This is a genomic window from Thermogemmatispora argillosa, assembly GCF_059696725.1.
This window is the reverse complement of sequence record NZ_AP019377.1, coordinates 329133-354944: the sequence shown is the minus strand read 5'-3', so window position 1 is coordinate 354944 and position 25812 is coordinate 329133. Positions and strand designations below refer to the sequence as shown.

22 protein-coding genes and 1 CRISPR repeat array are annotated in these 25812 nt (G+C 60.5%); of the genes, 12 read left to right on the top strand and 10 right to left on the bottom strand.

The genetic code is table 11. The features are described 5' to 3' along the window. Nucleotides 1-335: 335 nt before the first annotated feature. From AC6H1L_RS01445 to AC6H1L_RS01410, 8 genes are all read left to right on the top strand, one after another. Nucleotides 336-1604 (top strand): MFS transporter, encoded by a 1269-nt coding sequence (locus tag AC6H1L_RS01445; protein ID WP_497599779.1) that lies wholly within the window; start codon nt 336-338, stop codon nt 1602-1604. Between the two features lie 38 nt (nt 1605-1642). Continuing rightward, nucleotides 1643-1840 (top strand): hypothetical protein, encoded by a 198-nt coding sequence (locus AC6H1L_RS01440; protein ID WP_497599778.1) that lies wholly within the window; start codon nt 1643-1645, stop codon nt 1838-1840. 1238 nt (nt 1841-3078) lie between these two features. Beyond that, entirely contained in the window at nt 3079-5115 is a 2037-nt protein-coding gene (locus AC6H1L_RS01435) for a protein kinase domain-containing protein (protein ID WP_497599777.1), read from the top strand. Nucleotides 5116-5538: 423 nt separating this feature from the next. Beyond that, nucleotides 5539-5901: a hypothetical protein gene (locus AC6H1L_RS01430; protein ID WP_497599776.1), complete on the top strand. Its 363-nt coding sequence runs from the start codon at nt 5539-5541 to the stop codon at nt 5899-5901. Between the two features lie 37 nt (nt 5902-5938). Next, the gene (locus AC6H1L_RS01425) at nt 5939-6220 is read left to right on the top strand and encodes a hypothetical protein (RefSeq protein WP_497599775.1); all 282 of its coding nucleotides are present in this window, start codon (nt 5939-5941) and stop codon (nt 6218-6220) included. Between the two features lie 80 nt (nt 6221-6300). Further along, nucleotides 6301-7075: a CRISPR direct-repeat array (repeat unit 31 nt; unit sequence ATCCCAGACGGGAGGCTTCGCGTCTTCTGAC). A gap of 581 nt (nt 7076-7656) precedes the next feature. Beyond that, nucleotides 7657-8595 (top strand): ABC transporter ATP-binding protein, encoded by a 939-nt coding sequence (locus AC6H1L_RS01420; RefSeq protein WP_497599774.1) that lies wholly within the window; start codon nt 7657-7659, stop codon nt 8593-8595. After that, nucleotides 8592-9335: an ABC transporter permease gene (locus AC6H1L_RS01415; RefSeq protein WP_497599773.1), complete on the top strand. Its 744-nt coding sequence runs from the start codon at nt 8592-8594 to the stop codon at nt 9333-9335. Before AC6H1L_RS01420 ends, AC6H1L_RS01415 begins: the two co-directional genes overlap by 4 nt. Before the next feature lie 1524 nt (nt 9336-10859). Then, nucleotides 10860-11480: a Clp protease N-terminal domain-containing protein gene (locus AC6H1L_RS01410; RefSeq protein ID WP_497599772.1), complete on the top strand. Its 621-nt coding sequence runs from the start codon at nt 10860-10862 to the stop codon at nt 11478-11480. A gap of 70 nt (nt 11481-11550) precedes the next feature. Here the strand turns inward: AC6H1L_RS01410 and AC6H1L_RS01405 are convergent, their stop codons facing one another. The 4 genes from AC6H1L_RS01405 to AC6H1L_RS01390 form a co-directional block, all read right to left on the bottom strand. Beyond that, the gene (locus tag AC6H1L_RS01405; RefSeq protein WP_497599771.1) at nt 11551-11925 is read right to left on the bottom strand and encodes a hypothetical protein; all 375 of its coding nucleotides are present in this window, start codon (nt 11923-11925) and stop codon (nt 11551-11553) included. Between the two features lie 28 nt (nt 11926-11953). Further along, the gene (locus tag AC6H1L_RS01400; protein WP_497599770.1) at nt 11954-13363 is read right to left on the bottom strand and encodes an ABC transporter ATP-binding protein; all 1410 of its coding nucleotides are present in this window, start codon (nt 13361-13363) and stop codon (nt 11954-11956) included. Between the two features lie 88 nt (nt 13364-13451). Beyond that, entirely contained in the window at nt 13452-15251 is a 1800-nt protein-coding gene (locus AC6H1L_RS01395) for an ABC transporter permease (RefSeq protein WP_497599769.1), read from the bottom strand. A gap of 862 nt (nt 15252-16113) precedes the next feature. Continuing rightward, nucleotides 16114-16569, bottom strand: a complete 456-nt coding sequence (locus AC6H1L_RS01390; RefSeq protein WP_497599768.1) for a MarR family winged helix-turn-helix transcriptional regulator — start codon at nt 16567-16569, stop codon at nt 16114-16116. Between the two features lie 183 nt (nt 16570-16752). On the opposite strand from AC6H1L_RS01390, the gene AC6H1L_RS01385 reads away from it, so the two are divergent. Next, nucleotides 16753-17241, top strand: a complete 489-nt coding sequence (locus AC6H1L_RS01385; protein ID WP_497599767.1) for a quercetin 2,3-dioxygenase — start codon at nt 16753-16755, stop codon at nt 17239-17241. 308 nt (nt 17242-17549) lie between these two features. On the opposite strand, the gene AC6H1L_RS01380 is transcribed toward AC6H1L_RS01385, so the two are convergent. Both AC6H1L_RS01380 and AC6H1L_RS01375 read right to left on the bottom strand, forming a co-directional pair. Next, on the bottom strand, nt 17550-17690 hold the full coding sequence (locus AC6H1L_RS01380; protein ID WP_497599766.1) for a hypothetical protein: 141 nt from the start codon (nt 17688-17690) through the stop codon (nt 17550-17552). A gap of 132 nt (nt 17691-17822) precedes the next feature. Continuing rightward, complete coding sequence (locus AC6H1L_RS01375) at nt 17823-18083, bottom strand: hypothetical protein (protein WP_497599765.1); 261 nt, start codon at nt 18081-18083, stop codon at nt 17823-17825. A gap of 675 nt (nt 18084-18758) precedes the next feature. On the opposite strand from AC6H1L_RS01375, the gene AC6H1L_RS01370 reads away from it, so the two are divergent. Together AC6H1L_RS01370 and AC6H1L_RS01365 are read left to right on the top strand one after the other, a co-directional pair. Then, nucleotides 18759-19295 (top strand): hypothetical protein, encoded by a 537-nt coding sequence (locus AC6H1L_RS01370; RefSeq protein WP_497599764.1) that lies wholly within the window; start codon nt 18759-18761, stop codon nt 19293-19295. A 344-nt stretch (nt 19296-19639) separates the two neighbouring features. After that, entirely contained in the window at nt 19640-20434 is a 795-nt protein-coding gene (locus AC6H1L_RS01365; protein ID WP_497599763.1) for an SDR family oxidoreductase, read from the top strand. A 158-nt stretch (nt 20435-20592) separates the two neighbouring features. Here AC6H1L_RS01365 and AC6H1L_RS01360 read toward each other — a convergent pair whose 3' ends face one another. Both AC6H1L_RS01360 and AC6H1L_RS01355 read right to left on the bottom strand, forming a co-directional pair. Further along, complete coding sequence (locus AC6H1L_RS01360; protein ID WP_497599762.1) at nt 20593-20748, bottom strand: hypothetical protein; 156 nt, start codon at nt 20746-20748, stop codon at nt 20593-20595. A 65-nt stretch (nt 20749-20813) separates the two neighbouring features. Continuing rightward, nucleotides 20814-21083 carry a hypothetical protein gene (locus AC6H1L_RS01355; RefSeq protein WP_497599761.1) on the bottom strand — a complete coding sequence of 90 codons (270 nt, stop codon included), beginning with the start codon at nt 21081-21083 and terminating at the stop codon, nt 20814-20816. Between the two features lie 459 nt (nt 21084-21542). On the opposite strand from AC6H1L_RS01355, the gene AC6H1L_RS01350 reads away from it, so the two are divergent. Next, nucleotides 21543-22265 carry a hypothetical protein gene (locus tag AC6H1L_RS01350; protein WP_497599760.1) on the top strand — a complete coding sequence of 241 codons (723 nt, stop codon included), beginning with the start codon at nt 21543-21545 and terminating at the stop codon, nt 22263-22265. A 293-nt stretch (nt 22266-22558) separates the two neighbouring features. On the opposite strand, the gene AC6H1L_RS01345 is transcribed toward AC6H1L_RS01350, so the two are convergent. Then, entirely contained in the window at nt 22559-25075 is a 2517-nt protein-coding gene (locus tag AC6H1L_RS01345) for a glycoside hydrolase family 31 protein (RefSeq protein ID WP_497599759.1), read from the bottom strand. Further along, nucleotides 25072-25809, bottom strand: coding sequence for a transaldolase family protein (locus tag AC6H1L_RS01340; protein WP_497599758.1), 738 nt, complete (start codon nt 25807-25809; stop codon nt 25072-25074). The genes AC6H1L_RS01345 and AC6H1L_RS01340 overlap by 4 nt, the downstream gene beginning before the upstream one ends. Nucleotides 25810-25812: the final 3 nt, after the last annotated feature.

The window sequence follows — 25812 nt, the reverse complement described above, 5'->3', positions numbered from 1 at the left end:
TGCACACGATGAGGGGTCTACCTGATTCTGCACGTTTTCTTATGCCTCACCGAGCTAACATGGCAAGTTCTAATCAGTTATTAAAAATATATTAAAGATAGGCAGATACAGATATGCCAGAGTCTCCCTCTCTTGACATTCAAGCTTTTAACCTATACCATGCGTAGTAGATTAGATCTAAACCATAAGGCAGGCACTGCAACGGTCTGCTCGTCATATTGAGCCTCTTCAAGGTATAGTGTTGGATCTAAGGGCTGGTGGATTCCTCGGCCCTGAAGGGGCCGAAAGGAGACGGCGGGCACTCCAGCGTGAGAGACGTGAGGAGGCTGTCGAGGATGCCTGAAATCAGGACTATCTTGAAGCAGGCCCTGGCACCCATCCGTTCCAGAGACTTCACCGTGCTCTGGCTTGGACAAACGATCTCAGCTTGCGGCGACCAGTGCTATGATATCGCCCTGATCTGGCTAGTCACCGGCCTGACCGGCTCCAGCCTGCTGGTTGGAACACTGTTGGCGATCAATTACCTTCCCACCATCCTGATGCTACTCATCGGAGGCGTTTGGGCCGACCGCTCTCCCAGATCCATTCTTCTCTGGTCCGATCTGCTTCGAGGTCTGCTCGTCTTTCTCCTTGCCCTGGCGGTCACTTTGGGCTGGGTCTCGCTGCCTTTGGTCATCTGTGCCTCTTTCATCTTCGGCCTGGTGATGGCCTTTGCGGGGCCATCGCTACTTGTCCTCTGGAACATGCTGGTCGCTCCCGAGGACTACTATGCGGTAACCTCTCTGCGACAACTGAGCCAGCAGCTGGCGCTCCTATTTGGCCCGGCCCTCGGTGGCTTCTTGATCGCCCGCTGGAGTGTGCCAGTTGCCCTGCTCTTTGACGCTGCGACCTTTGTGATCGCCGTGTGCTCTACTCTCCTGCTCCGAGCTCAGAGAAAGCCCCAGCCCTCTCGTGGTGGAGCCGTGTCCTCCTCACCGCGCACGTTCTTTGCTGAGCTGACCACTGGCCTCCGCTTTCTCTGGCGAGAGAAGGGCATCCTGATAGTCGTCCTCCTCATCGCGCTCACGAACGCTCTCAATAATGTAACAGGCGTGCTGGTCCCATTGCTGGTCAGGTATGTCTTGCACGCCTCGGCGGCCCAGTATGGTCTGATGGCAGCCTGTGCGGGGATCGGCACAGCAGTGGGTACGGTAGCGATGAGCCTGGTAGGAAAGCATCTCCGATCTATTGCGACCGTGATCTGCGGCTGGTTAGTGATCATGGGTGGGGCCATCACCCTCATGGGAACAGCAACGACCGTCTGGCTGCTCTACATTGCCCAGATGCTACTCGGGTTGGCTTTCATAGTCGTCGAAATTGTTGCTACTGCCCACTGTTTACAGATGATACCAGAGGACCAGCGTGGCAAAGTATTCAGTACCATAGTGGCCATAGCCATGGGGCTGAATCCGCTCGGCTCGCTGCTGGGGGGCGGACTAGGGAATCTGGTGGGCTTACGCGCTGGCCTCTGGGCAAGCGGGGGAACGATCGTGCTGCTTAGCGTTCTGGCCTTCTTATTTCCGCCAGTGAGAGCTTTGAATCGACCACGAGATGCAGGATATTGAGAGGTCTTGCGCTCCGGCCCAAGACGGTCGCCCTGGACGTGAGCGCTTCTGTCTTGGGCACGGCCAGCCAGATCCTCAGCCCCTTGCCTCGCTTTGGCGAGCCTGGCTACAAGGCTGGATTGAATACGAATCCTAGTGGGCAACACGTGACAGAGGAGGACCTCTATCGGGCTACGATGGCAACGCGGAGCATTGTGAGTGGTTACTGGTTCAATATTCCTGCAGGAGGCCGGTAATGCTCGAAGTGCGGCACACCCCAGCCCCGGATAACCGTTGACTTCCTTCAGTGGTTGTTCGCACAGTGACCACAGGAGCTCCTGCCCCGCTCCGCTTGCCGTCCTCTTCGGGTCGAGCTGGGGTATGGTTCGGCCAGCACTGTTGAGGTTGGAGTTCTCTATCAGTGGGCCTGACCGCAACTGCCCTCTGCTCTCTCTATCGCAGTTGGTAAGATGGAAAACCTATCGATAGTAGATGAGATGATTGGGGAAGCTGATCCATAGTGCTATAAATGATCATAATAGTTTATCTTCATGCTAGATATGATCAGAGTATAATAGTGATGGTAAACCAGCGTTAGCCGTTTCGCTGCTGGCGGCGAAGCTAAGGGTACAGTTCGCTCGACGTTCAGTGGCAGCCCGTATCTTCCAGAGCCGAAATTGAACCCGTTCCTCAAAGAGAATCCCTTAGCCAAAGCGCTCCTTCTTGCAACCGTCTCGCGCTTGATGCGAAAAGAGCAGGTCTTGGTCTGACTCCGAGTCCTGCTCGCTGGATGCTGTCATGTTGTGCTCCTTTTCCTCTCCCTTTGATAGCTGCTGTTCCACGCAGCTGCTGGTTGCATCGCGGCGAGCGCCTGCTGAGAGAGCTGCTCCAGCTCCTCCCTCCCTGGTCGCTACCTGCATCTTCACCAGAAACGGCTGGATCAGCTCCAGCCCGATCAGAGCATCCTTGATGACGGGATAGTGCATCTCGGGGCCCAGCGACCACTCAATGGCGCTCGCAGGTGCACGTCGACAAAGCCGGCTTGTCATACCAGCCGCGGCAGCACGGGCGTGATGCCGAAGTGGCGCCCATCGGGAGAGAAACTCCGCTCTGCTCTCGGGGTGTCCCCCGTGCCAGGACGTGCCAGCTGTTGGGATCAAGTGCCCGCGATGCCCACAGCTGTAGCCTGCTCTTGCCCGGTGCAAGCTGCTTTCCCCAGTGTACCAGAAACCAGCCTGGCTGAGAAAGTGGCAGTGTGCCCGAATCGCTGACCATTGGCATCCGCGGCCAGTCGTGCCGCCTCGGACGGGCACGGCCGTCCGCTGAAGCTAACCGGGCGCCGCCAGGAAAGGGGGCCAGTCCGTCGGGGCGCGATTGATCGCGCCCTTCGCCTGGGCCTTGGCCGCCTGCACGCCTGCACTGCTTGACAGAGGGGCAGTTCATTGATACAGTAGAACCAGAGCAGAAGAGCAGTGTTTGAGGACCAGCGAGCGAGATGGGAACCCACAGGGGGAGCACCATCATGGCGGGCCATCTCGGCAGACAACTAGGGCGGTACCGACTCATCCGGCTGCTCGGCGAGGGCGGCTTTGCAGAGGTGTACCTGGGCAAGCATGTCATCCTGGGTACGCAGGCGGCAGTGAAGCTGCTCAAAAACCGCCTGGACCCCAATGATCTGGCTGCCTTTCGGCGCGAGGCGCAGCTGATGGCGCGCCTGTCAGAGGGCCATCCGCAGATTCTGCGCGTCCTGGATTATGACGACGAAAGGGGGCAGCCCTTTCTGGTGCTGGAGTATGCCCCCGGGGGCACGCTCCGGCAGCGGCACCCCCCAGGGACGCGCGTGCCGCTGGAGACGGTGGTGGGCTACGTGCAGCAGGTGGCAGCCGCCTTGCAGCATGCCCACGAGCAGGAGCCGCCGGTGTTGCATCGGGATATCAAGCCGGAGAACATGCTGGTCGGCCGGCAAGGGGAGATCCTGCTGGGCGACTTTGGGATTGCCACCCTGGTGACGCAGTATGCGCATCCGCGTGCGGTGGGAGGGACGGCGGCGTACATGGCGCCGGAGGCGTTTCGGGGGGAAGTGCATCGGGCGAGCGATCAGTATGCGTTGGGGGTAGTGATCTACGAGTGGTTGTGTGGGCAGCGGCCGTTTCCGGGGCCGGACTTGGTGGCGTATGGGTATCAGCATGTGCATCAGCGGCCGCCGTCGTTGCGGGAGCAGGTGCCGGAGCTGCCAGCGGGAGTAGAGGAGGTGGTGCAGAGAGCGCTGGCGAAGGACTGGCGGGAGCGCTACGGGAGTGTGAAGGAGCTGGCGGAGGCGCTGGAGCAAGCATGGCACGCGGCCACGTCTGCACGGCCGGCTCGTGAGGAAGAAGAGCGACCTCTGGGGAAAGCGTCGCATCCCGAGGAGGCCACTGCAGCCGTCGAGCAGACCGCGGTGCTGGAAGCACCCCAAGCAGTCCCTTCAGCCGGTCCCTCCCTCTCCCTGCCAGCAGAGGGGCCTCGGCCGACTCGGCACCGCCTCTCACGGCGCAGAGTACTCCTGCTCGTCAGTGGAGCAGGGGTGATGGTTCTGGGGGGCGGGATGACCTGGCTGGCCCTTGCTCAAAGACGACTCGTGTCTTCCCTTCTTGATCGACTCTATTATGGCCGTACTACCTATTATGGCCATACTGAGGCCGTGTTGGCGGTAGCGTGGTCGCCCGATGGCAGGCGTATCGCCTCGGCGGGTTGGGATGCGACAGTGCAGGTGTGGGACGCAGCGGATGGAGGCCACGTCTTCACCTATCGCGGCCATACTGAGGCCGTGTTGGCGGTAGCGTGGTCACCCGATGGCAGGCGTATCGCCTCGGCGGGTTGGGATGCGACAGTGCAGGTGTGGGACGCAGCGGATGGAGGCCACGTCTTCACCTATCGCGGCCATACTGAGGCCGTGTTGGCGGTAGCGTGGTCGCCCGATGGCAGGCGTATCGCCTCGGCGAGCGATGACAAGACAGTGCAGGTGTGGGACGCAGCGGATGGAGGCCGCGTCTTCACCTATCACGGCCATACTGCTATCGTGTGGGAGGTGGCGTGGTCGCCCGATGGCAGGCGTATCGCCTCGGCAAGCGATGACAAGACAGTGCAGGTGTGGGACGCAGCGGATGGAGGCCACGTCTTCACCTATCACGGCCATACTAATGCCGTGAATGCGGTGGCGTGGTCACCCGATGGCAGGCGTATCGCCTCGGCGAGCGATGACAAGACAGTGCAGGTGTGGGACGCAGCGGATGGAGGCCGCGTCTTCACCTATCACGGCCATACTGCTATCGTGTGGGAGGTGGCGTGGTCGCCCGATGGCAGGCGTATCGCCTCGGCGAGCGATGACAAGACAGTGCAGGTGTGGGACGCAGCGGATGGAGGCCACGTCTTCACCTATCACGGCCATACTAATGCCGTGAGTGCGGTGGCGTGGTCGCCCGATGGCAGGCGTATCGCCTCGGCGAGCGATGATGAGACGGTGCAGGTGTGGCAGGTGGGCGAGGGTTCCTAGCAGGGTCCTACCGGGTGGGTGTGGCGACCGACGTTCAGCACCGCACTCCGGCCATCGCGTACCAGCCAGCGTGCAATAGAGCCAAAGAAGAATGGCCAGGGGGAAAGCCTCCCCTTCGAGAAAGAGCTGCATTATCTCTACAAGCTCAGCCTCTCACAAAAATCACCCATTTTAGACAAAGTTTGACCATGTTACACTATGAAAGTGCGTCCCTGACGGCCCACCAACATGGTCAAACGTCTGGGGATCGGTGACCGACAACCAGCCGGCTTCACCTGATCTTTTCACCTGGTCAGGTGGTCAGTTGGCCTGCCTCCTGGCGGGTAGCGGGCAGCAGGCGGTGGCATCGGTCGCGCATCGGGGCAGGTCAGCCGTGGGTCGGTCGCGGTCCCGGCGAGGAGGATCGCTATCCTATGACGGCTCTTGCCCTGCAGCTGCCCGACCCAGGCCATCTTCTATGGCACCTACGAGGAGTGGCTGGCGGCAGGCCGGGGAGCGCAGGGGGCCAAGCCCGTCAATCGCTTCTATTTTGGGCGTCAGCGCGTGCGGACCCGCAACTGCGTGGTGCTCACCGAGGAGGATGAGGCTCTCGACCTGCTCGCCCTCCTGGACGAGGTCTCTCTGGGCCTTGGACAGGAGACCCCCGCAGCAACAGCGAGCCGCAACGCTGCTGACTGGGTGGACGCTCGGATGGCGGGCATCCCCGAGTGGGAGGCACCGGCCCAGCCGTGGACGCCACGCGAGCCGGTCCCTGCTCCGGTATCAGTCAGTCAAGCAAGCCATTGACGCAGAGGGGAGGAGATTCTGCCTCTTTTTTGAGGCAATGGCGGTCCCTTTCACCTGGGTGGCTTTTGTCGCCTGGCTGCTGGTGATGGGGGGCTGGTTCTTGGAGATTGGGCGGACGCTGAATCGTCTGCCCGCGGAAGGCCAGCGCCGTTCCCACGACCAGAAAGGCACACAGGAACCGGTGCCAGGCCGCTCAGACGACTGGCGTTCAGCGAGAGAGGAAGACCCGCAGGTGCGCATTGAGCGGGGCAATGGCGGGCTTTTCACCTCGTGGTGTCTCGGGTCACTCAGTGACGTGCACGCCCTAGTACTGTACTGAGACGGCGCCCCGAGATGCTGGGCCACCAGGTGGAGATGCAGGTGGGGGACGTGAGCCCCGAGAACAACAGCGTGGTTTCCATCCCAGACGGGCTACTTCGCGTCTTCTGACTGAGGCGGTTCTCAAAGAACCGCCTCATTTTTATTTCATTTCCATCCCAGACGGGAGGCTTCGCGTCTTCTGACCCTGGTGGGAGGTGCACGCGCCACGAAGTGGCTGAATCAGTTTCCATCCCAGACGGGAGGCTTCGCGTCTTCTGACTCATGGCCGGCGTGTGGTCTGGGGCGGCGCCTATTGTGTTTCCATCCCAGACGGGAGGCTTCGCGTCTTCTGACTCCATCGATACGAGCTTGGGAAGCAGCTCAACCAACCGTTTCAATCCCAGACGGGAGGCTTCGCGTCTTCTGACGGCAGCCTGGGCGATGCCTGCTTTGCGCAAAAAAGGTTTCCATCCCAGACGGGAGGCTTCGCGTCTTCTGACGCTACCGCCCTGGCCAAGCTGGTGGGGTTTGTACGGCTGTTTCCATCCCAGACGGGAGGCTTCGCGTCTTCTGACCCAGGCGCGCGGTTCATCCTCGCCTGGCCATTAATGCGTGTTTCCATCCCAGACGGGAGGCTTCGCGTCTTCTGACCTGGCGGTGCCGGAGTGGCATCAGAATGGCTGGCTGGTTTCAATCCCAGACGGGAGGCTTCGCGTCTTCTGACTTTATAATTGATCAAGGAGAAGCAACGCGCGCGTGTGGGTTTCAATCCCAGACGGGAGGCTTCGCGTCTTCTGACCTAGATCCTCCTGGAGGTTCTCAGGGATGCTACGAGCAGTTTCAATCCCAGACGGGAGGCTTCGCGTCTTCTGACGGTACCCCTTTTACGGTAGCATCTGGAGCCGCGTCAGTCAAGCTATTTCGATGATCCCAAAAAAGCGGTTAACAGTGACCGCTGTTGCGCGGTCATCATGCCAGCCACTGTAGCCCTCTGACGGCCTGGGAAGCCCTTCGAGGATCGCTGCGTGCGATCCCCGGGACTGAGATCCTCGAAGCGACGAGTGAATGATCATCAAAACAGTATGAGATGCTTCACTCCTCTTCGTGCGCATTTCCGTGGGAGTGGCCTCGTGCCTCCCCCTCTCCAGGCTGCAAGCGGCGCAAGCCAGCGCCGCCCTCCCCACAGCAGGCATCCTGCTCACGAAGCGGCACGGGTCGCCCTCCCTCGTGTGCTCCTCCTTCGCTTTAGCGGCTCCCATTAGCGCCAGGGGCTTCCCCGCTCTGCCGCCGGGCAGTCCTGGCAGGGAGAACTCTCTACTACCAGGCTCAGTCCTAGCCTATCGCCAAACGCTCCAGATCTGGCCAGCTCCCGTCGGCTGGGCAATTATTGCCCTGGCCCTGCCAGGGGAAAAGCTACTCTTTATGACTGAGTCTCTCGAAAGGCGAAGAATGCTCATGAAAGTGAGCGCAGACGAAGCGGCTGGCGCTCGGTCTCAACAGCCGGTGATTTTCCTGGATCAGGTCACAAAATCCTACGGCACTGTCCAGGCGCTGCGCGGGGTGAGTCTGCGCATCGAGGCTGGGGAGTCGGTGGCGCTGCTTGGCCCCAATGGAGCCGGCAAGACGACCGCGATCTCCCTGATGCTTGGTCTGCTGCGACCATCAACGGGTCGTGTGCTACTCAACGGTGGTGATCCGACGGTACCCGCGGTCCGGCGTGCCGCATGCCTGGGCGCCATGCTGCAAAACGCCCGCGTGGTCGATCTGGTGCGCGTACGAGAGCTGCTCGATGTCTTCTGCTGCTACTATGCTCAGAGCCTGCCAACAGATGAGCTGCTTGAGATCGCACAGCTCCGCGAGAAGCAGCGGAGCTACACGCAGCATCTTTCGGGGGGGGAGCTACAGCGCCTCCTCTTTGCTCTGGCCCTCGCGGGTAACCCGCGCCTGCTCTTTTTGGATGAGCCAACCGCGGGGATGGATGTCGCCTCACGGCGTCGTTTCTTGCAGCGCTTGCGCGAGCTGCACCGTGATGGACGCACGATCATCCTGACAACACACAACCTGGCTGACGTCGAAGGACTCTCCCAGCGGGTGATTGTGCTCAACGAGGGGCGCATCGTGGCAGATGGCTCTAGCGAGGAGATCCGCGCGATGGCAAGCGGGCAGGTCGTGAGCTTTCTGGCGGAGGAGCCCAACGACCAGTTGCTGGGGGCGATCCCGGGAGTCCTCCGACTCGAGCGGCAGGGGCCGCGAGTAGTGCTCTTCACCCGTGGTAGCGATGCCCTGCTCACAGAGCTGCGGCGGCGTGGCATGGCTACCCCACACCTGGAGATCCGTGGAGCCAGCCTTGAGGAGGCCTTCTTAGCGCTGACGAGGAAGGAGGACAAGGCATGATCCTGTTCGCCTTGCGTGCCCAGAGCAAGCTGGAGTTCCTGCGCTTCCTGCGCAATGGGCGCGCGCTCTTTTTTACGCTGTTGGTCCCGATCGGCTACTATCTGATTTTTTCCTATGGCTTCGGCAATACGCATGCCTTGCAGCTCCACTTTGGTATTGCCATGGCCGGCTTTGGCACCAGCGGCGTCTCGCTTGGAACCCTGGGATCGCGCCTTGCTCAGGAGCGCCAGCTTGGTTGGCTGCGCCTGCGGCAGACTACCCCGCTGTCGCCTCTGGCCTACTTTGCAGCTAAGGTGCTTGCCACCTTCAGCATGGCCGGTATGACGATTATCTGCGTGCTGACGGTCGCGCTCCTGGAAGGATTACGGGTCGACAACTACTGGGCGCTGGTGGCCTCGGCGCTCATTCTCTGGTGCGGCTCACTGCCTTTCATAGCGCTGGCGTTTGTCATCGGCTCCTGGACGGATGCCGAGACGGGCTATATAGTCAGTATTGGCGTCTATCTCGTGCTGGGATATCTGGGGGGCTTGTTGCAACCACTCCAGCTCATGCCAGGCGTGCTGCAGGACGTGGCTCGTTTTCTCCCTTCAGCACACTACTTGCTGCTGGCGCTGCGCCCCTTGCAGGCGGCCTCCTCTGGCTCAGCCCTGGAGGATGTGCTGCTCCTGCTGGGGTATACCGTGCTTTTTACGGCCTTAGCCATCTGGAGCTATCGCCGCTCGGCAACGGCAGGCAGGTAGAAGGAAGAAGCCTCCCTACCTCAGTGACATGCTGTTCCCCCTCCCTTGCCGATTCCGAGCAAGCGAGGGGTTACAGATGACGCTAGAAATAGTATAGCGAGTAGTCGGTGATTTTCCTGGGGAACCATGCTCTTTCTGTATCTCTCGTAGCCAGCGCTGAAACCAGTTGACAGAGAAAGCAAGACTGCTTACCAGAGAAGTCAGCAGTTTGATCTCTCGTGAGCGTGTGCAGGGGGTGAGAGCCTCCATAGATCAGGCCTGGCTGAAGGGTAGTCGCTCTTGCCAGGAAATGGGCACTGCATCTTTCCCCATAGCCTTTGCCATCCGCGGGCAGCAGCAGTTTGCATGAGTAGAGGTCACCTTTACGCTATGGCAGTCCCTGACCGATTCCCAGGCAGGCCGGTCCCAGCAGGGGCCGATGATGGACCCTACCAGTCAACAACTGTCCGAGGAAGAAGGCTGTGCCACGGCTCCATCACTATGCTCCCTGTCAGAAGCCAACAGCAGCCTGCTCGGAGATTGACGCGCCAGGCTACTGCTAATGGACCTTTATGTCAATTGCCTCGATATTTGTGAGGTATAAAATATTTTTATGAGTTTAAAATAGCTTGACAGATTAATTTTAGTTTGGTACACTCTAGCCAATGGATCATTCTACAATCAAAACAAGGGGCTAGCCGGGATCTGTAGTCAGAGAGCGGTGCTGGATCGCTGACAGCGCACCTGGCGCATCAGGGACGAGCATCCTGGCCGGGGGGATTGGCCAGACGCTCTCCTGCCAGATTGCTGGTCTATGTCGCTGGGAGAGGCCGCGAGCACCAAGCGGGCTGCCTCTTGCAATGGTAGATCTCAATCAATGAACGTTGATGGAACCGCCCCCGTCAAAGGGAGGATCAAGGATGGTAAGCTTTTTGCAGTCTCTCCAGCTCAAGCGGATTGCGTCGACAACAGCCATCATCGTCAGTCTCCTCGCCAGCGTGCTCCTCTTCGCGGCACCGGCATCAGCGGCCACCACTCCAAACAGGGCTAGCTCTCGGCCAGCCAGCCAGTCTCGGTTTTCTTTGGGTGGTCAGTGAACGTCTATGGCCCCGGGGGATACAACCGGGCTTGGACATTCGGTGGAGGCATCTTCTCAACTGCCTGGTCCTCTGGGAACATCTACGCACGTGTGAATCTGACAGGACTGTATACCGCGATGGTCAACTCAAGTGGCAGTTGGGTGATCCTGATCGATGGGACCATATGCGGGTCGCTTGGTCCTGTATCCCAAGTCGAAGTCCCCTAAGATTCCAACGTGCCGATGTCTAGCAGTCTATGGTCGCTTGCCTGGACCTGACTCCTAAGGCGAGCCAACCCTGACCTTGCGTGGGAGCTGTGGGGCTGTGTTTCTTTGAGAGGGGAGAGGAGAAGAACAGGACATTCTGGTTGCCTCTCGCGGGCGACAGAGACTCCCGGTAGTACGAGAGGCCTATGCCCTGGCGTCACGGAGAGGAGCAGCTTCTTGCCACGAAACAGGAGAATGCCATGAACGAAGAGCTTAGGAAAATTATTGAGCGAGTCGAGCAATTGGACCCAGTCCTGCAAGATGCTCTTGTCAAAGAGTTTCAGGGGATCGTCGAAAGGCTGAGCAGCATGTCGCCGTGGGTGTTGATGCCCTGGGATGAGCAGCAGTTTGAAGGATTTACCATGCACGCACACATGGCGCTGCATCTGGCGAAGGAAGAAGCCCGGCGTCTCAGCGCTCATGCCGTGGGGCCCGAGCACCTGCTCCTGGGATTGGTGCGTGAAGGAGAGGGGGTCGCCGCCCGGGTACTCAAGCAGCTTGGGGCTGGGGTCGACAATCTGGATCAGCTTGTTGCCTGGGTATTCAAGCCGGACCCGATGCGCGGTCTGGGCCGGGTCGCCACGACCGGTGATCCACCGGTTGAAGGTGAGCTACCGTGGACATCGCGAGCCAAACGAATCTTCGGGTTGGCAAAGGAAGAGGCTCAGAGACTGAAAGAAGAGCACATCGGCACTGAACATTTGCTGCTTGGGTTGCTTCAGGACGAGGACAATCTTGGCGCAGGGATGCTGGCCATGCTGGGGATCGATCTCGCTGAGGCGCGCAGGCAGACGTTGCGTGCCATCGGTAAAGGAGAGTAAGGCCATGCTCTGGAACGGCGATGCGCGCCGGTTCCTGTCCTCCGCCGGAAGGCCTCTCAACAGCGTTTCACTAAGGAATGACTGCCAGGCTGCTCATTGAACCAGCCTGGCAGCGAGGGCTGCTTACGTAGGGCCAGTGCCAGCAGCACTCTGCCTCCTCTAGCAGCTCGGCCTGCCCCAGTCCCTCGCCCAGCCAGATGAACAGAAGTGCTTTGTCTGGGCCATCAGCAAGCAGCGCGATGCATTGCTCTGCTCGCCGGCAGAGCTGCTGACCCTCGTCACGGCGTCCTGGCTGCCTCAGCAGCCACTGTGCCAGCTCAATCAGCAGATCTGCTTGTCGCGCCTGCTCGGTGAGCAGCTCCGCCAGCCCCAACGCCTTCGCCTCCTGTCCTAGCAGGCAACAGGTGGCCCGCGCCGCTATCATCCAGGCACTGCGGCTGCTCATCTCACTGGAGCGGACCCCGCTAGTCTCCTCATTGCTCCTGCGGGCCGCCGGCGGCCTCAGCGGCCAGGTCTTCTCTCTCCGTGTCTGCTTCCAGCCCGAAGATCCCCGCTTCTTCCTGGTAAGTAAAGACCTCAGCGTAGCGCCCCCACTCGATGATCGTCTGCAGCTGAGCCTCCGCCTCCCCCTCACTGAAATGCTCACGCAAGCGTTCGAGATAGCGCTTCGCATCCACCCGCTGCTCAGGTGTCGCTGCCAGGTCTTCCGCGATGCGACGCAGCAGCGCCACGCGTGCCAGCGCTTGCTGACGGAAAAGGCGCTTCTCTTCCTGGACATCGGCCTCAGCAAGCTGCCGTCCTATCTCTGTCAAAACCAGGTCTCCCGCTTGCGGGCGTGCCAGTTGGAGCAAATCGGCGGCATCGACCAGCGGGAGCAGCTCATCAAGTTCCATCTGCAGCTCGCGACCCAGCTCAGCCAGATCTGCCCGGCCCCCGCGAGCCTGAACTAGCTCCAGCAAGCCGATGATATCGGCTGGGGCAACATGGGGCAGCGTTTGATAGGGACGTGTCGGCCTTGGCCGTCCTCGCTGCATGAGGGCAGGCTCCTCCGCTGCCAGCAAAGCAGCCCCATCCTCATCCGGGCTAGTCATCAGCCGATAGATCAGGTCCACTAGCTGCCGATAGGAGGGGCTATGCGGCTCCCGTTGCCCCCGCGGCAGCCCCCGGATCTCCGCGCGGATGTGACCGGGGTCGGCCCCCAGGATCAGCAAGCGGTCGGCCATGCTCACAGCCTCATCGATATTATGGGTGACCAGCAGCATGGCGCGTGTGGGGATGCTTGCCTGGTACCAGAGTTGCAGCAGCTCGCGGCGTAGATTGGCAGCGGTCAGCACATCGAGCGCACTGAAAGGCTCATCCAATAGAAGCAGCTCCGGCTCGACCACCAGCGCGCGGGCAAAGCCGACGCGCTGACGCATCCCGCCCGAAAGCTCTTTGGGATAGGCTTCCTCAAAGCCATCCAGCCCAATTTTATCGATGATCGCCAGGGCGCGTTTCAAGCGCTGCAGGCGGGGAAGCCCCAGGGCCTCCAGTCCCAGCTCGACATTCTGGAGTACGGTCAGCCAGGGAAAAAGGGCGAAGCTCTGGAACACCATCGCGCACGAGGGGGTGGGACCTTGCAGTGGCTGACCATGCACATAGACCGCTCCCCGGGTTGGACGGATCAACCCCGCCAGGATGCGCAGCAGCGTGGACTTCCCCGAGCCAGAGGGCCCCAGCAAGGCGACCAGCTCACCGGCGCGGATCTGCAGCGAAACCGTGTCCAGCACGACCGGCGCGTGTCCTCCCCGCCTCTGCTCGCCGCGTCCCTGATACAGATGCGTAATCTGCTGGGCCTCCAAGATCACCGTGCCATCCGTCTCAATCGTCTGTCTCTGAGCCATTGTCTTCCTTCCTCCTTTCATCTAGTCATCCCATATACAGGAAAGTTGGACCTTCGTGGCGCTCCTGATCTCTTGCAGCCAGAGGGGCCTAGGCCAGGCGATAACGCCGTTCGGCCAGGTGGTAGAGCCGCCGCCATAGGAGCCGATTGAGGAGCACGACCACGACAGCCATGAGCAGCGTCCCTGCCAACAGCACCGGGTAATTGCCGGCCCCAGCCGCCGCGGCGATTTCGGCGCCCAGCCCAAAGGTGTGCAGGGTTTGGCCATGAAACTGCACCAGCTCGGAAACGATGCTGGCATTCCAGGCGCCCCCGCTGGCGGTAAGCAGCCCAGTCACCAGGAAGGGGAAGAGGGCGGGTAAGATCAGGGTGCGCCAGCGGCGCCAGCCAGTCACTCCGAAGAGGGCAGCAGCTTCCAGCAGATCGCGAGGAATAGCCATGGCCCCAGCGATAACGTTGAAGAGCACATACCACTGAGTCCCCAGTAGCATGAGCAGGATCGCTGCTAACGAGAGGCTGCCCGGCAAAGCCACCAGGAGAGCCAGCAGGGCTGGGAACAGAGCTGTGGCCGGGATAGAGGCGACGATCTGAACCAGTGGCTGCAGACGACGCGACCAGCGAGGCGAAAGGCCGATCGCTACGCCGACAGGGACCGTCCACAGGGTGCCGATGGCCAAAGCAGCCAACGTGCGGAGCCAGGTCGCTCCGGCAGCCAGCACCAGGCGTCCCCATGTCGCAAGTGGTACCTGCGCGAGCAACAACCCTCCTTGCCAGCCGATCCAAAGCGCCAGCAGTGCGAGCAGGCCCAGGAACACCATGCCCACGCCGCGCCGCAGCCATAGGAACAACTGGTCCCCACGGCTCTGCTCCACAGAGGACAGGTGTGCTGATCTTTCTTCAGGCAGCGGCTGCAGGCGGTTGAGCAACCAGGCCAGCCCCTCCCCGAGCGGAAGCCCCAGGCGCCTCCACAGCCAGCGCGCGGTTGGTGAGCCTCGAAGCAGATCGAGCACTAGCGAGCGCGGCGGGGCTGTCTCCGCCTGCTCTTCCATCTTAAAGCGTTCGGCCCAGGCCACTAGCGGGCGCCAGAGGCAAACATCCAGCAAGACAATCAAGCCGATCAAGGTGAGCAGTCCAAGCGCGAGTGCCTGCGCATCGCCTTGGTCGGCGGCGAGCTGCAGATAGGAGCCGAGGCCAGGCAGCCGGAAGGAGCGCTCTCCTAACGAAAATTGTTCGGAGGCCATCAGGAAGAACCAGCCGCCGGCCCAGCTCATCATGCTGTTCCAGACCAGGCCGATGACCGAGGTGGCCAGTTCGAGCTTCAAGAAGCGCTGCCAGGGTCGCAAGCGCAGCAAACGGCAGACATCGATAAGATCACGGGGAAGTGTTAGAACGGAATGATAGAAGCTAAAGGTCATGTTCCAGGCCTGACTGGTAAAGATGAGCAGGATACTGGCCAGTTCCAGCCCGATGTTGCTGTGAGGAAAAGCCGCGACCAGGGCCAGTACTACCGCCGGGAGAAAGGAGAGAATGGGAATACTTTGGAGTAGATCAAGCAGCGGGATCAGAACGCGTTCGGCCCGGCGGTTGGTCGCGGCCACATGGCCATACAGCAAGGTGAAAAGCAGCGCTAAACCGTACGCCAGCAGCATGCGCAGCAGCGAATAGCCGGCATAGAGTGGCAGCGCTAGCGGCGACAGCGAGATGGCCACCTGCGGGGTAAGTGGCCCCGCCCAGCGCGAGGCCGCCAGTACGAGTAAGGCGCAGAGCAGCAGCAGAAAGCTTCCGCCCAAGATCAGGTCCCGTAGCCAGAGCCAGCGATGGTTTCCAGGCGCTGGCAGAGCATGCCGGCTCTGCCGCGGCTGGAGTAAGGGATGAAGCATGCGAGCCATGATGTCTCTCCTTGCCGGTGATGAAGATGGACCGGGAGAATGATTGTGCCCATCGCTGGACAGCCAGCGTGCCCGGAGCTGGCTTAAGCAGCGCAGTAAGCGGGAGAGCGGCCAGGTTACCTGTGCCTGAACGAAGGCAAAACTTCCCCTTTCGGCAGTCAGTGACTGCTGGTTTTCACGAAGGGCGCTCGCTGCCCGTGAGGATAACATGCTCTCTCAAGGCCAAAGCAGAGCATGCGAGCGCTTTCCGGCAGCGTGATGACTGCTGGATATCAATGAGCGCTAGTGGCACAATCTGCTGTTATCGATAGAAGTCCAGCTTCTGGCCTCTCGCGCCCGGCACTGGGGGCCAATAAGAAACAGCGGCGTCCAAGCTCAGGCGCTGGGATAGAGGAAAGGAGGGAAGAGAATGGGGGGAGAAACGAGGGAAGAGGGTGAAAGGGTCAACAAGCGCAGGTGATCCTTCAGTTAGTCTTCCACCTCCCCTTCTCGTCGGCGCCCACCTTTCCCGCGCCCAGGCAAGCCGCTCTGCGCGACGGTGGCTCCGTGCATCTACTCGCTGGTTCCATTGATAAGCACAACCTCCTCGCGTTGTCCCAGTTTGATGGCTCCTGTACTGTGCTTGGCAAGTTCCGCGATCCACTTGCAAGGCAAGGCCCAATATCCAGGGGCGATCAAACCAGGCGAGTGCTTTAGAGACGATCTCTGTCGTAGATTGTACGACCGCCAGAAGAGCGCTGTCAAGGGAACGTGCTGGTCAGCGCCTGACCGACCTCCGCCTATCCCGCAGCTTTCTTGAGTTGGGTATACCCTGCACTGCCGGCAAGCTCTGCTTAGACTGATCGCAGAGGAATTCAGGTCATCAAGGGAGTCTGCCAATCTCGTCTTGGGACTCGATGAGCGAGACGAGGTCTTGCAAGGCGCTGCGTAACGCTGCGAACCGCTCGTTGCCCAGGTACTGCGCCCACTCAGCTTCCAGTTCTCCGATGGCGGCACGGGCGATTTGCTCCACTGCACGACCGCGCGCCGTCAAGCGAACGAGCCGCGCTCGTCCATCTTTTGGATCAGGCACCCGTTCAATATACCCTCGTTCCTCCAGATAGTCTACGAGTGCACCCATCGATTGCTTGGTCACCTGGGCCAAGCGTGCTAGTTCGGTCACTCGCATGCCTTCCGGGCGTAGCTGTTGCAACAGAACGAAGTGAGTTGGGCGGAGGTCAGTGTATCCCGCTTCTATGAGGCGCTGATAGACCCGGGCAACAGTCTGCTGAAATGGAATGCGTAGCAAAGCGCCAATCATCCGTGGTAAGGGCTGCATGCTCTCTATGATCCTCCCTCTTGCATTCCTGGTAAGTTTAGCTTACTATATAAATAGTAAGTTTGGCTTACTAGTTTTCTGGAAAGCCCTCTCACGTTCAGACTTTGGCCTGCTGGCTTGATCCGTGGAGGCGAGAGGGTGCAACCAGATCAACCTCTCGCTTCTGGAAGGAGAGCCACCTCCATGACATCCAGCCATGAACCCTACTTCCTCGCCCGCGAAGAAGGCCAGGCTGTCTGGTTTCTCGGCACGCTCATGCTGTTCAAGGCGACCGGACAGGACAATGCTCAGACCTTCAGCCTGATCGAACAGACCTTGCCGCCCGGCTTTGCTCCACCGCTGCATGTGCATCATGCCGAAGACGAGGCATTCTATATCCTCGAAGGGGAACTCACCTTTGTCTGCGGAGAACAGCGCTGGCGTGCTGGTCCTGGAGCCTTCATTTTTCTGCCCCGGCATATCCCGCATGGCTTCCTGGTCGAGGGGAGTCAGCCAGCCAGGCTCTTGCAATTCACCGTTCCAGCCGGCTTGGAAAAGTTTCACGCGGAAATGGGCGAACCGGCCCAATCGTTGACCCTTCCATCACCCACCCCGCCTGATCTCGCGAAAATGCAAGCCCTTACTGCCAAATACCACTTTGAAATCGTCGGCCCTCCTTTAGGGCAAGAGTAATCAGTTTGGTGGGCATGCTTCGAGCTGCCTTGCTGCTCGTCGAGAGAACAGCGGCAGGAGGCAGGGCTACCATGCCAGGGCCAGCGATCTGGCTCTTGCGCAGAGGAAGATGAAAGGCCCAGCAAGTAGCATGGTCTGAGTCGGCGTAGCTTCAAGGGGCCGATTCCTGAGCAAGCCAGCGATCAGCGGTCTGGCGAATGTGGGAAAACCACACCTAGAGGACTGGCAGCAGTCGCCCGGCTGTTCCCACCGCTAACATTGACCACAACCCGATGGCTTGCTCTATCTATTTTAGGAGTAGACGCTTGCTAGTCGTCCTGTGCCTCGGGAGGTAGATCGCAATCGGTCACGGTGCTGTAGCTGGCGCTGCTGTTTCTGGTATAGTCGATCTCTGGACCCGATGTCTGCTCTCTCCCGAGGCCTGTGGGAGTGGCTGCTCTGCGGGACATGCTCCTCTAGCGTGTCATCGGGCAGAAGGAACAGATAGGCATTCTACAGCATGCTCGGACCTCAGACATCTGGATCTGCTCCTGATACAGAAGGAGCGATGTAAGCAGAGACCTGCCCCACGGGCCCGAGGGTCAGGCCGAGAAGACTGCTAGGTGGCCCTGGGCGGTGACGTGCACACGTTGCATCAGGCCGGCCTCGATCAGGAAGAACCGAGACAGCACCTGCGCGCATTCAGCCGGGGAGCGAGTGCCCCGAAAGCGAGGCTCGCTGGCCGGACCTCCAGGCGAGGAGGCCATCCAGCCGAGCGCGGAACAGACCGGCTGTCTGAGCACAGCGGCAGCGCTCTCAATGCCCAGTTCCTCACGTAGGGCGCGCAAGAGACCGGTAGCCACCAGTTCGTCGCCAACGCGGTTTCTACCCTGGCATCGCGAGCTGCTGCCGCCGGATGACGATCTGCTGCAGGCCCCAGAAGGTGCCACTGACCTGGCTCATCCCTCTTGTCCCCCACCCTTCTTCTGCCGGCGCTGCTCTCCGAAGCCGGGCGAGACTTCGCCTCCCAAAGATGAACCCGCCTCGCGTTTCTGAAGGGCGGAGAGAGGGATGTTTACTCGACTGGCAGCGAATCCAGGGGGAATGAGTTGGCAGATCCGCGACGCTGGGACAGCCATCAGATTGACGGAACGCTGCCACTGTCCTCGGCAGCCGATGACCAGGGAGGGCTACTCGGCCTACCACCCCGACGTCGGCACTGGTCCGGTGCCAGCCGCGACTGACTGATCCCCCATAAAGCTCAGAGAGGAGGTCTGGACCGGATGAACTGCCTTCAGTGTGGACAACAGATCCCAGAACAGCTACCTTATTGCCCGATCTGCGGCTCTGCCGTTCCGGGCACCGCTGCGAGTGAGGAGAGAAGAAGAGAAAATCGTGACCTGGGGCCAGAGGAGCCTGGCGCAGCTCAAGCAGAGATGAACTCGACTGAGGCCCTGTCAAGCAGGAGTGAGGAAGGTCCCTCCAGACCAACGCCTGTGAGAGAAGAAGCACAGCGAGAGGCCCTGCTCCCTGTCACAGTGCCAGCCCGGTCACCAACATGGCGGGAGCGCTTGCAGCCGCTGACTGGACGCATTGGCGGCGGTATTGCCATACTGGGAAACATCCTCATGGCTATCGCTTTCTTCCTCCCCTGGTTTCTTGTCGTGATCGTAATGTCGGTCTCGCTGGATTCCTGCGGAACTGCTACGGTGACCATGATGGGCGAAGTGGGTCCCTCGCGCCCAATCCCAGCAGAGGGGACCTCGCTCATCGGGCTTCCTGACTGGCGGACGTTGTTCTACTTGCTCCTGGTCATAGTCTCCTTGCTCCTGAGTATAATCATCCTGCTCCGGCCCAGGGCGCGCAGACGCATATGGGCGGCCGTTGCTCACCTGGCAGTTTCCTTCTTGCAGTGCGGGAATTTCGTGGCCCTTAGCTCCCCGCCATCTAACGCGATGAAATTTGTCATTACCCAGATTCTCGGCGGTTTCTGGGTTGGCTTAACCGGACTCATCATCGCCCTGATCGGAAGCCTCCAGATGCTGTTCGAAAGCCTGCTCGAACCTCGGCAGTGAAGCAAGCCTTGATTCCATGCGACGCTCCAGCTTCATGTAGCAGACAACGGAACAGGCGCGTAGTCTCAGCAAGCGTGCTCGCGTATATCCCATGAGTCTCTTGGCTTCCGGGCTGGCCTCACTCAGCCTGAAATGCCGTAGTCATAGCCACTGCTTCTCATTTACACTATGGGCAGATGGGAACCGCTCTTGAGCGGGGACGACGCTCATCGTTGAGCAGCCTTTGCGCGAGCGCTTCATTCATCAGGCGCATGCTCGGTCTGCCCGCGCATTGCTGTGGTAGATGCTGTTGCTCTCGTTTCCGCTCAGAGGGGCACTCGGAACACCTTTTGAGGAGAGAGAGCATGGATCTCGGACTGCAAGGGCGAGTCGCCATTGTGTTAGCAGCCAGCAGGGGACTCGGCAAGGCCTGCGCCGCTGCCCTGGCCGCCGAAGGTGCACGCCTGACCATCAGCGCACGCCACGCGCAGACACTGGCTCAGACGGCCCAGGAAATCGAGCGGGCGAGCGGCAGCCAGGTGCTGGCAGTGCCCGGCGACGTCACCAGACTGGCGGACCTTGAGGCCGTTGTCGCCGCCACCCTGGAGCGCTTTGGGCGTATCGACATTTTGGTCAATAACGCTGGAGGACCACCCCCAGGTCTCTTTGACCAGATTGACGACGCTCAATGGCAAGCCGCCTTTGAGCAAAATCTGCTGAGTGTCGTGCATGCTGTACGCCTTGTACTACCATCTATGCGCCGTGCTGGCGGCGGACGCATCATCAATATTGTCAGCACTTCCGTCAAGGAGCCGATTGATGGGTTGGTGCTCTCCAATGCCATCAGGACGGGTGTCGTTGGGCTGGCCAAGACGCTTGCCGTTGAACTAGCGCCCGATCAGATCACAGTCAATAACGTGTGCCCCGGGCGCATTCTCACGGATCGCTTGCGCCAGCTCTACCTGACTCCCGAGAGGCTGGCAGGGGGGGCGAGCGAGGCCGAGATTCTGGAGGAAGTGGCTAGAGCGATCCCTTTGCGGCGTATCGGCATGCCTGAGGAAGTCGGTGCGCTGGTAGCTTTCCTGGCCTCGCGCCAGGCTGCCTACATTACTGGCACCACCATCCAGGTCGATGGTGGCCTGGTACGTTCGCTTCTCTAACCCATCACGACCCGGCTCAGTCACTCGTCTACCTCTCTGGTCTGGAGAGCAACAGGCCGTCGATCCCATTTGAGCAGGCCGTTATGGATCGGCAGATCGACGGCCCCTGCTGCTTCATGACCCCGGAGGCCGCGAAAAGATCGCGACACCCCTCTCACTCAAGAGAGAGCAGGCGCTTTGATGCGTCGAAGAAGTGGCGAGCCAAGAGCGTCCGCCAGGGGGCAGCGCGCCAGCCTGGCTTGCTCCCCTGCAGCAATGCCCTGGGCGTGCGTGAAATGCAGAGAGCGAAAGTCGAGTACGTCTTTAAAGATCACCTTCTTCTTCGTAAAGCGCAGCCTCCTCTGCCTCTTCTCGACCTTCAGGGATAGCCCAGAGACCTTCACGAGAGGACGTGCTTTCGACATGGGCAGCGATCTGGAGCTTGTTGACCTCCAAGAAGTCTGTCAGGTTCGTAAAGGCCCGTGGCAAAGAAGTGCTCGTATTTCGGGTAGGTGGCTCTGATCCAGCGCTGCTGCCTGGCTAGCTCTCGCTGAACCGCCTGGGCATGCCAGTGGCGGTACGTCTCTTTGGGATGCTGTGCTTCCAGGGTTTTCAAGCGTTCGATTTCCGCCAGCACCAGGCGGCGTAATTCATCTCGCTGCTGTTCCATGCTGTGTGTTCCTGGCTCACGTGCCTCATCCAAGGGCAGTGATCTGATTAAAAGTATAATCAATAGCTCTTCCGACTGCAAGAAAAAAAGCAGGCGCTTGTCTGACCTCTCTTGCCGAATGAGAGACGCTCTCCATTTTAGAAAGCAGCTTCTTCCTTCCGGCCTGCCAAAGCTGCGGTGCTGCTCAATACAGCAGAGGCAGACTGGTCTCACATCCAGCCAGGCGCCCGTTCGGCGCCTGGCTCTTTCCGCTCCCTACGCAGGAGACGGCCCCGCCTCCTTGTGCTCTGCTCCTTGACAGCTCTTCCTACTATGCTTACAATTTGCTAAGAAAAAGATGTGTAAGGTTTTTATGAGAAGTTTAGACCTCACTGAAAAATCAATGTATTTAATGATGTTTCATTAGAGATCTCTGTATAGATTTATGTAATTGGAAGCTCTCATCAAAAGAGGTGAGCGATGTCTGCCGATGAGCCGACGATTCTGCCTCTAGAAGCGACTGAAGCGACCCAGTTCACCCCAGGCGGCGCTCTCTCCGCAGAGACAGCGCAGGCGGGACCTTATCCGTATGACGCAACGTGGGAGCTGCCACCTCTGCCACCTCCACCGCCCCCAGCCCCGAAGCATTCCAGAAAGCGTATAGTGACCCTGCTTCTCCTGACGTGCCTCGTCATTATCTCAGCCGGTGCTGGAGCGCTTGCGGCAACGCTGTACTGGCGGAGTCAGCCGGACGCACTTATTGCCCTCTCTTCCCGATCAACCCCGAGCCTGGGGCCAAGCCCGACGTCAGACGTGGGCTATACAGCTAATGATATTCTGACGGACTTCATAGCTGCTGGGGCCCATCCTTTCTATATCCAACGGAATGTCACGATCTCCCAATGGAGTGACGGGGTCTTTTCCGTCTCGGTCCCAGCTACCAGCTCAGTAACCTTTGCCGATGCCTCCGACTGCAGCGGTCCCTGTGATCCCCACACTATGGGCCTGTGGGTCTACAAAGATGACGCCACAGCAACTCAGGCCTATAATGAGGTCAATCAGGAGAACAGTCAGGCCTCACTGCATCCTCCCCAAGTACTGGCGCCCGTTCCAACGACCATCTTTATCCATGCCCGTTGTCTATTATTAGGGGCCGACATCCACTCGCTCTATGTCCAGGTGATCAAGCAGTTCTGCAGATGAAGAGAGCGGACACAGCTAGCAGGGGACCCCTGCCTGCCTGAGCATCGCCTGAGAGCAGGCTCTAAGGGAGGCCGAGAGTGCGCCCGCCAGACGATGGCTCACGAAAGGCCTCTTCAGCTAATGAGAGCGGAGAAGAAGAAAGTTGCCTGGGTATCCCAGACCGTGGCGGCTGCAGTGGTGAGCGCCATCGCTTGCCGGCTTAACAGCCCTTTGGGCTTCCTGCGCCTCTGTCTCAGCAGGGGCGACAACCTGTTCAGCCAGTTCCAGCGGCCGCGCTCACCCTGCCAGCCTGGTCAGCCTTGCAGTAGGCCGTCGGAGAGAGAGAGCGTGGCGCGCGCCGTAAAACCGATCACCTGCTCCTTGATGCCCTGGGACGTATGCCAGCGTACCGACCAGTGCGCCTGGCGCTCGCCTGTAATCTGGAGCTGCCAGCCGTCGGCCCCGAGAGGAAGCAAGTGCAGCTCTGTCGCTGCGCCAGAGGCGTCCCAGACGACGCGCCCGGCGCCCGGCGCTCCCGGGTAGACCTCTAGCGTCAACTCATCAGGTGGCTGCTCGCTCAAGAAAGTCCGCTCCGGTCCGAGCGGCAGCACCGTACCAGCGCGCACATACACCGGCAGCAACTCTAATGGAGCCAGACGCGTGACATAGCGACCACCCTCCAGGCGCTCATCACTCCAGAAATCAACCCACTCCCCGGCGGGCAGATAAAGCCGGCGAGCCACAGGCTCACGCGCCTCACTAAAGACTGGCGCCACAAGCAAAGCTGAACCGAGCAAATAGGCATCGTCGATCGAGGCCGCAATGGGATCATCTGGGAATTCCAACAGCAACGGACGCAGCATCGGCAGCCCGTAAGCATGAGCCTCCCAGGCCAGACTGTACAGATAAGGATTGAGGCGCAAGCGCAGCCGCGCATAGCGGCGAAAAATCGTCAGGGCCTCCTCACCAAAAGCCCACGGCTCTCGCGGCGTGGTCCCATGCGCCCGGGCCAGCGGAGAAAAGAGGCCAAACTGCGCCCAGCGGATGTATAGCTCTGGAGAGGGCGGCGGGCCATAAAAGCCCCCAATGTCGTGAGCCCAGAGGCCTGGGGCACTCAAAGCCAGATTCAAACCCCCGCGCAGAGTACAGGCCATCGCCGCAACATCGGTTTTGGGGTCACCTCCCCACTGGGCCGGATAGCGCTGCGTGCCCGCCCAGCCCGAGCGACCCCAAACAAAACCAGGCCGACCCGTCTCCTGCGCGATCACCTCATGAACAGCAGCATTGTAGAGCAGAGCATAAAGATTGCGCAGCTCGTAGCCGGTCATCCCATTCGCCGCACGCGCTTCCAGCGGCACCCCCTCGCCGAAGTCCGTCTTGAAAACCGCCACCCCGGCGCGCAGCAACGGACGATGCAGGTCCTGCCACCAGGCGCGCGCCGCAGGATTGGTGAAGTCCACAATCGCGCGCTTGCGACCATCGGGCGGCGGCCCGCCAAAATCTGCCCCGATCGGCTCCCCACGCTCATCGCGCAAGAAGTAGCCAGCCCGAGCCGCCTCCTGATAGCGAGGCGCCTGCTCAGAGACATAGGGCAGCTCCCAGAGCGAGACCTTAAAGCCGCGCTCGCCCAGCTCCTGAATAAGGCCAGGCAGGTCCGGGAACGCCTCTTCATTGACCGTAAAGTCGCATGAGAGATTCGGCTGAGCCAGCCAGGCCGGATCAATGTGGAGCACATCACAAGGCACACCTTCGGCTCTGGCCCGCGCCGCCACCTCCTCCACTTCCGCCCGGGTCTGGTAACGACAACGAGACAGCCAGACCCCAAAGGCCCAGCGTGGAGGAAGCGTCGCCCGCCCGGTCAGGCGCGTATACGCTTCCAGAATCTCCCGCGCCTCTCGCCCAAAGAACACAAACAGATCAAGCTCCGCCTCGCCGCAGCGCACCAGGGCCGCCCGTGCTGAGGGCGTGCCCAGCGCAAACGCCACCGGGGCCGGCGTATGTACAAAGAGACCATAGCCGCGCGACGAGAGCAGAAAAGGAACATTCTTATACGCTGCCTCTGTTGTGGTTCCCCATGCATCAATATTAAAGAGCGTGACCACTGTACCGCGATGATCCAGGCGCGCAAAGCGCTCCCCTAAGCCGTAGAAATGCTCCTCGGGAGCGATAGCCCAGGACCAGAAAGCTGCCGGCGGCTCCTGGGGGGCGCCATCCAGGCCCGGTGGTGGCGTGCACAAGAGACCGTGCACATTGCGATCATCGAGCGCCGTCCGCCAGCTAACCTCGGGAGCTGCAGCACTAGTGATCTGCAGGCTGAAGGGATCGCGCTCCAGCATGATGCTGATCCCTTCCAGGGTGAGACGCACGCCCGTGGTCGTCTCCTCTAGGGAAGGTAGCGGCACGTGAGGACCATAGGTAGCGCTCAACACCTCTTCCAACGCACCAGGCACCAACATACCATAGGCCCGTGTCCGCTGCAACGCCGCGGGCTGCCCCAGGCGCAGACGCACGATGCGGGGTGACAACACCTGCAGCTCCAGCATCACCTGCGCCTCAACAGCAGCCAACGCGCCACCGACATGGCCCTCACGCTCAGCCAGGCCGCCCGTCTCAGCCGGACGATTAGGCACACCGGTTGTCGTCATCTGCTGAGCCAGCGGCTCAGCGCTCACTACCACGGGACGCAGGGATGAACCAAGCAGACGAAAAGGAATCAGGGCCACCTCAGCGCGCAAGCCTCCCGGCCAGGCCGTGGCCCGCACCAAACGCCGCAGGTAGCGGCCCTGCGTCAGCACCCCGGCTCTGCCCTCAACAAGATCCATCGCGCTCATTGTCCCTGACTCCGCCGATAATCCTGCAAGAACGCCTCAAGGCCCGCCGCCGTCAGCGGATGCTCAATCAACTGCGTCAGAATAGCATAAGCCATTGTCGCAATATGGGCGCCAGCTCGCGCTACCGCCGTCACATGCACAGGATGACGCAAAGCGGCCGCGATAATCTTCCCTGGTTGTTGCTGCACGCGCAGCACCTGCGCCAGCTCGCTCACCAGCGCCACCCCGTCCTCACCGACGGCGTCAAGGCGACCAACAAACGGACTCACATAGGTGGCGCCGGCGGCCAGCGCTAACAGCGCCTGATTGACAGTAAAAATGAGCGTGGCATTGATCTCTGGCCGGCGCGTCAAACGCTGCTGCTGAGCAAAGCGGGTCCGAATCGGGCAATCAGCGACATGGGAGCAACCCTCACAGGTTGCCGTAACCTCGCTGCGGCTCAGGCGCGCCATCGCCTTGAGTCCCTCGACCGTCGTCGGCAGCTTCACCACCACATGAGGCGACCACGTCGCGAAATCGATCCCCTGAGCCACCATCCCATCGGCGTCGAGCGCCACCACCTCGACGCTGATGGGCACATCCGCAATCCAGCACAGCTCCTGAATATGGGCGCGCATATCACGCACGCCCGCGCGCGCGATATGGCTGGGATTGGTCGTCACCCCACGCAACACTCCCCAGGCCACTGCCGCGCGGACTTCGTCCAACTGAGCCGTATCAAGATAGAATTCCATAAC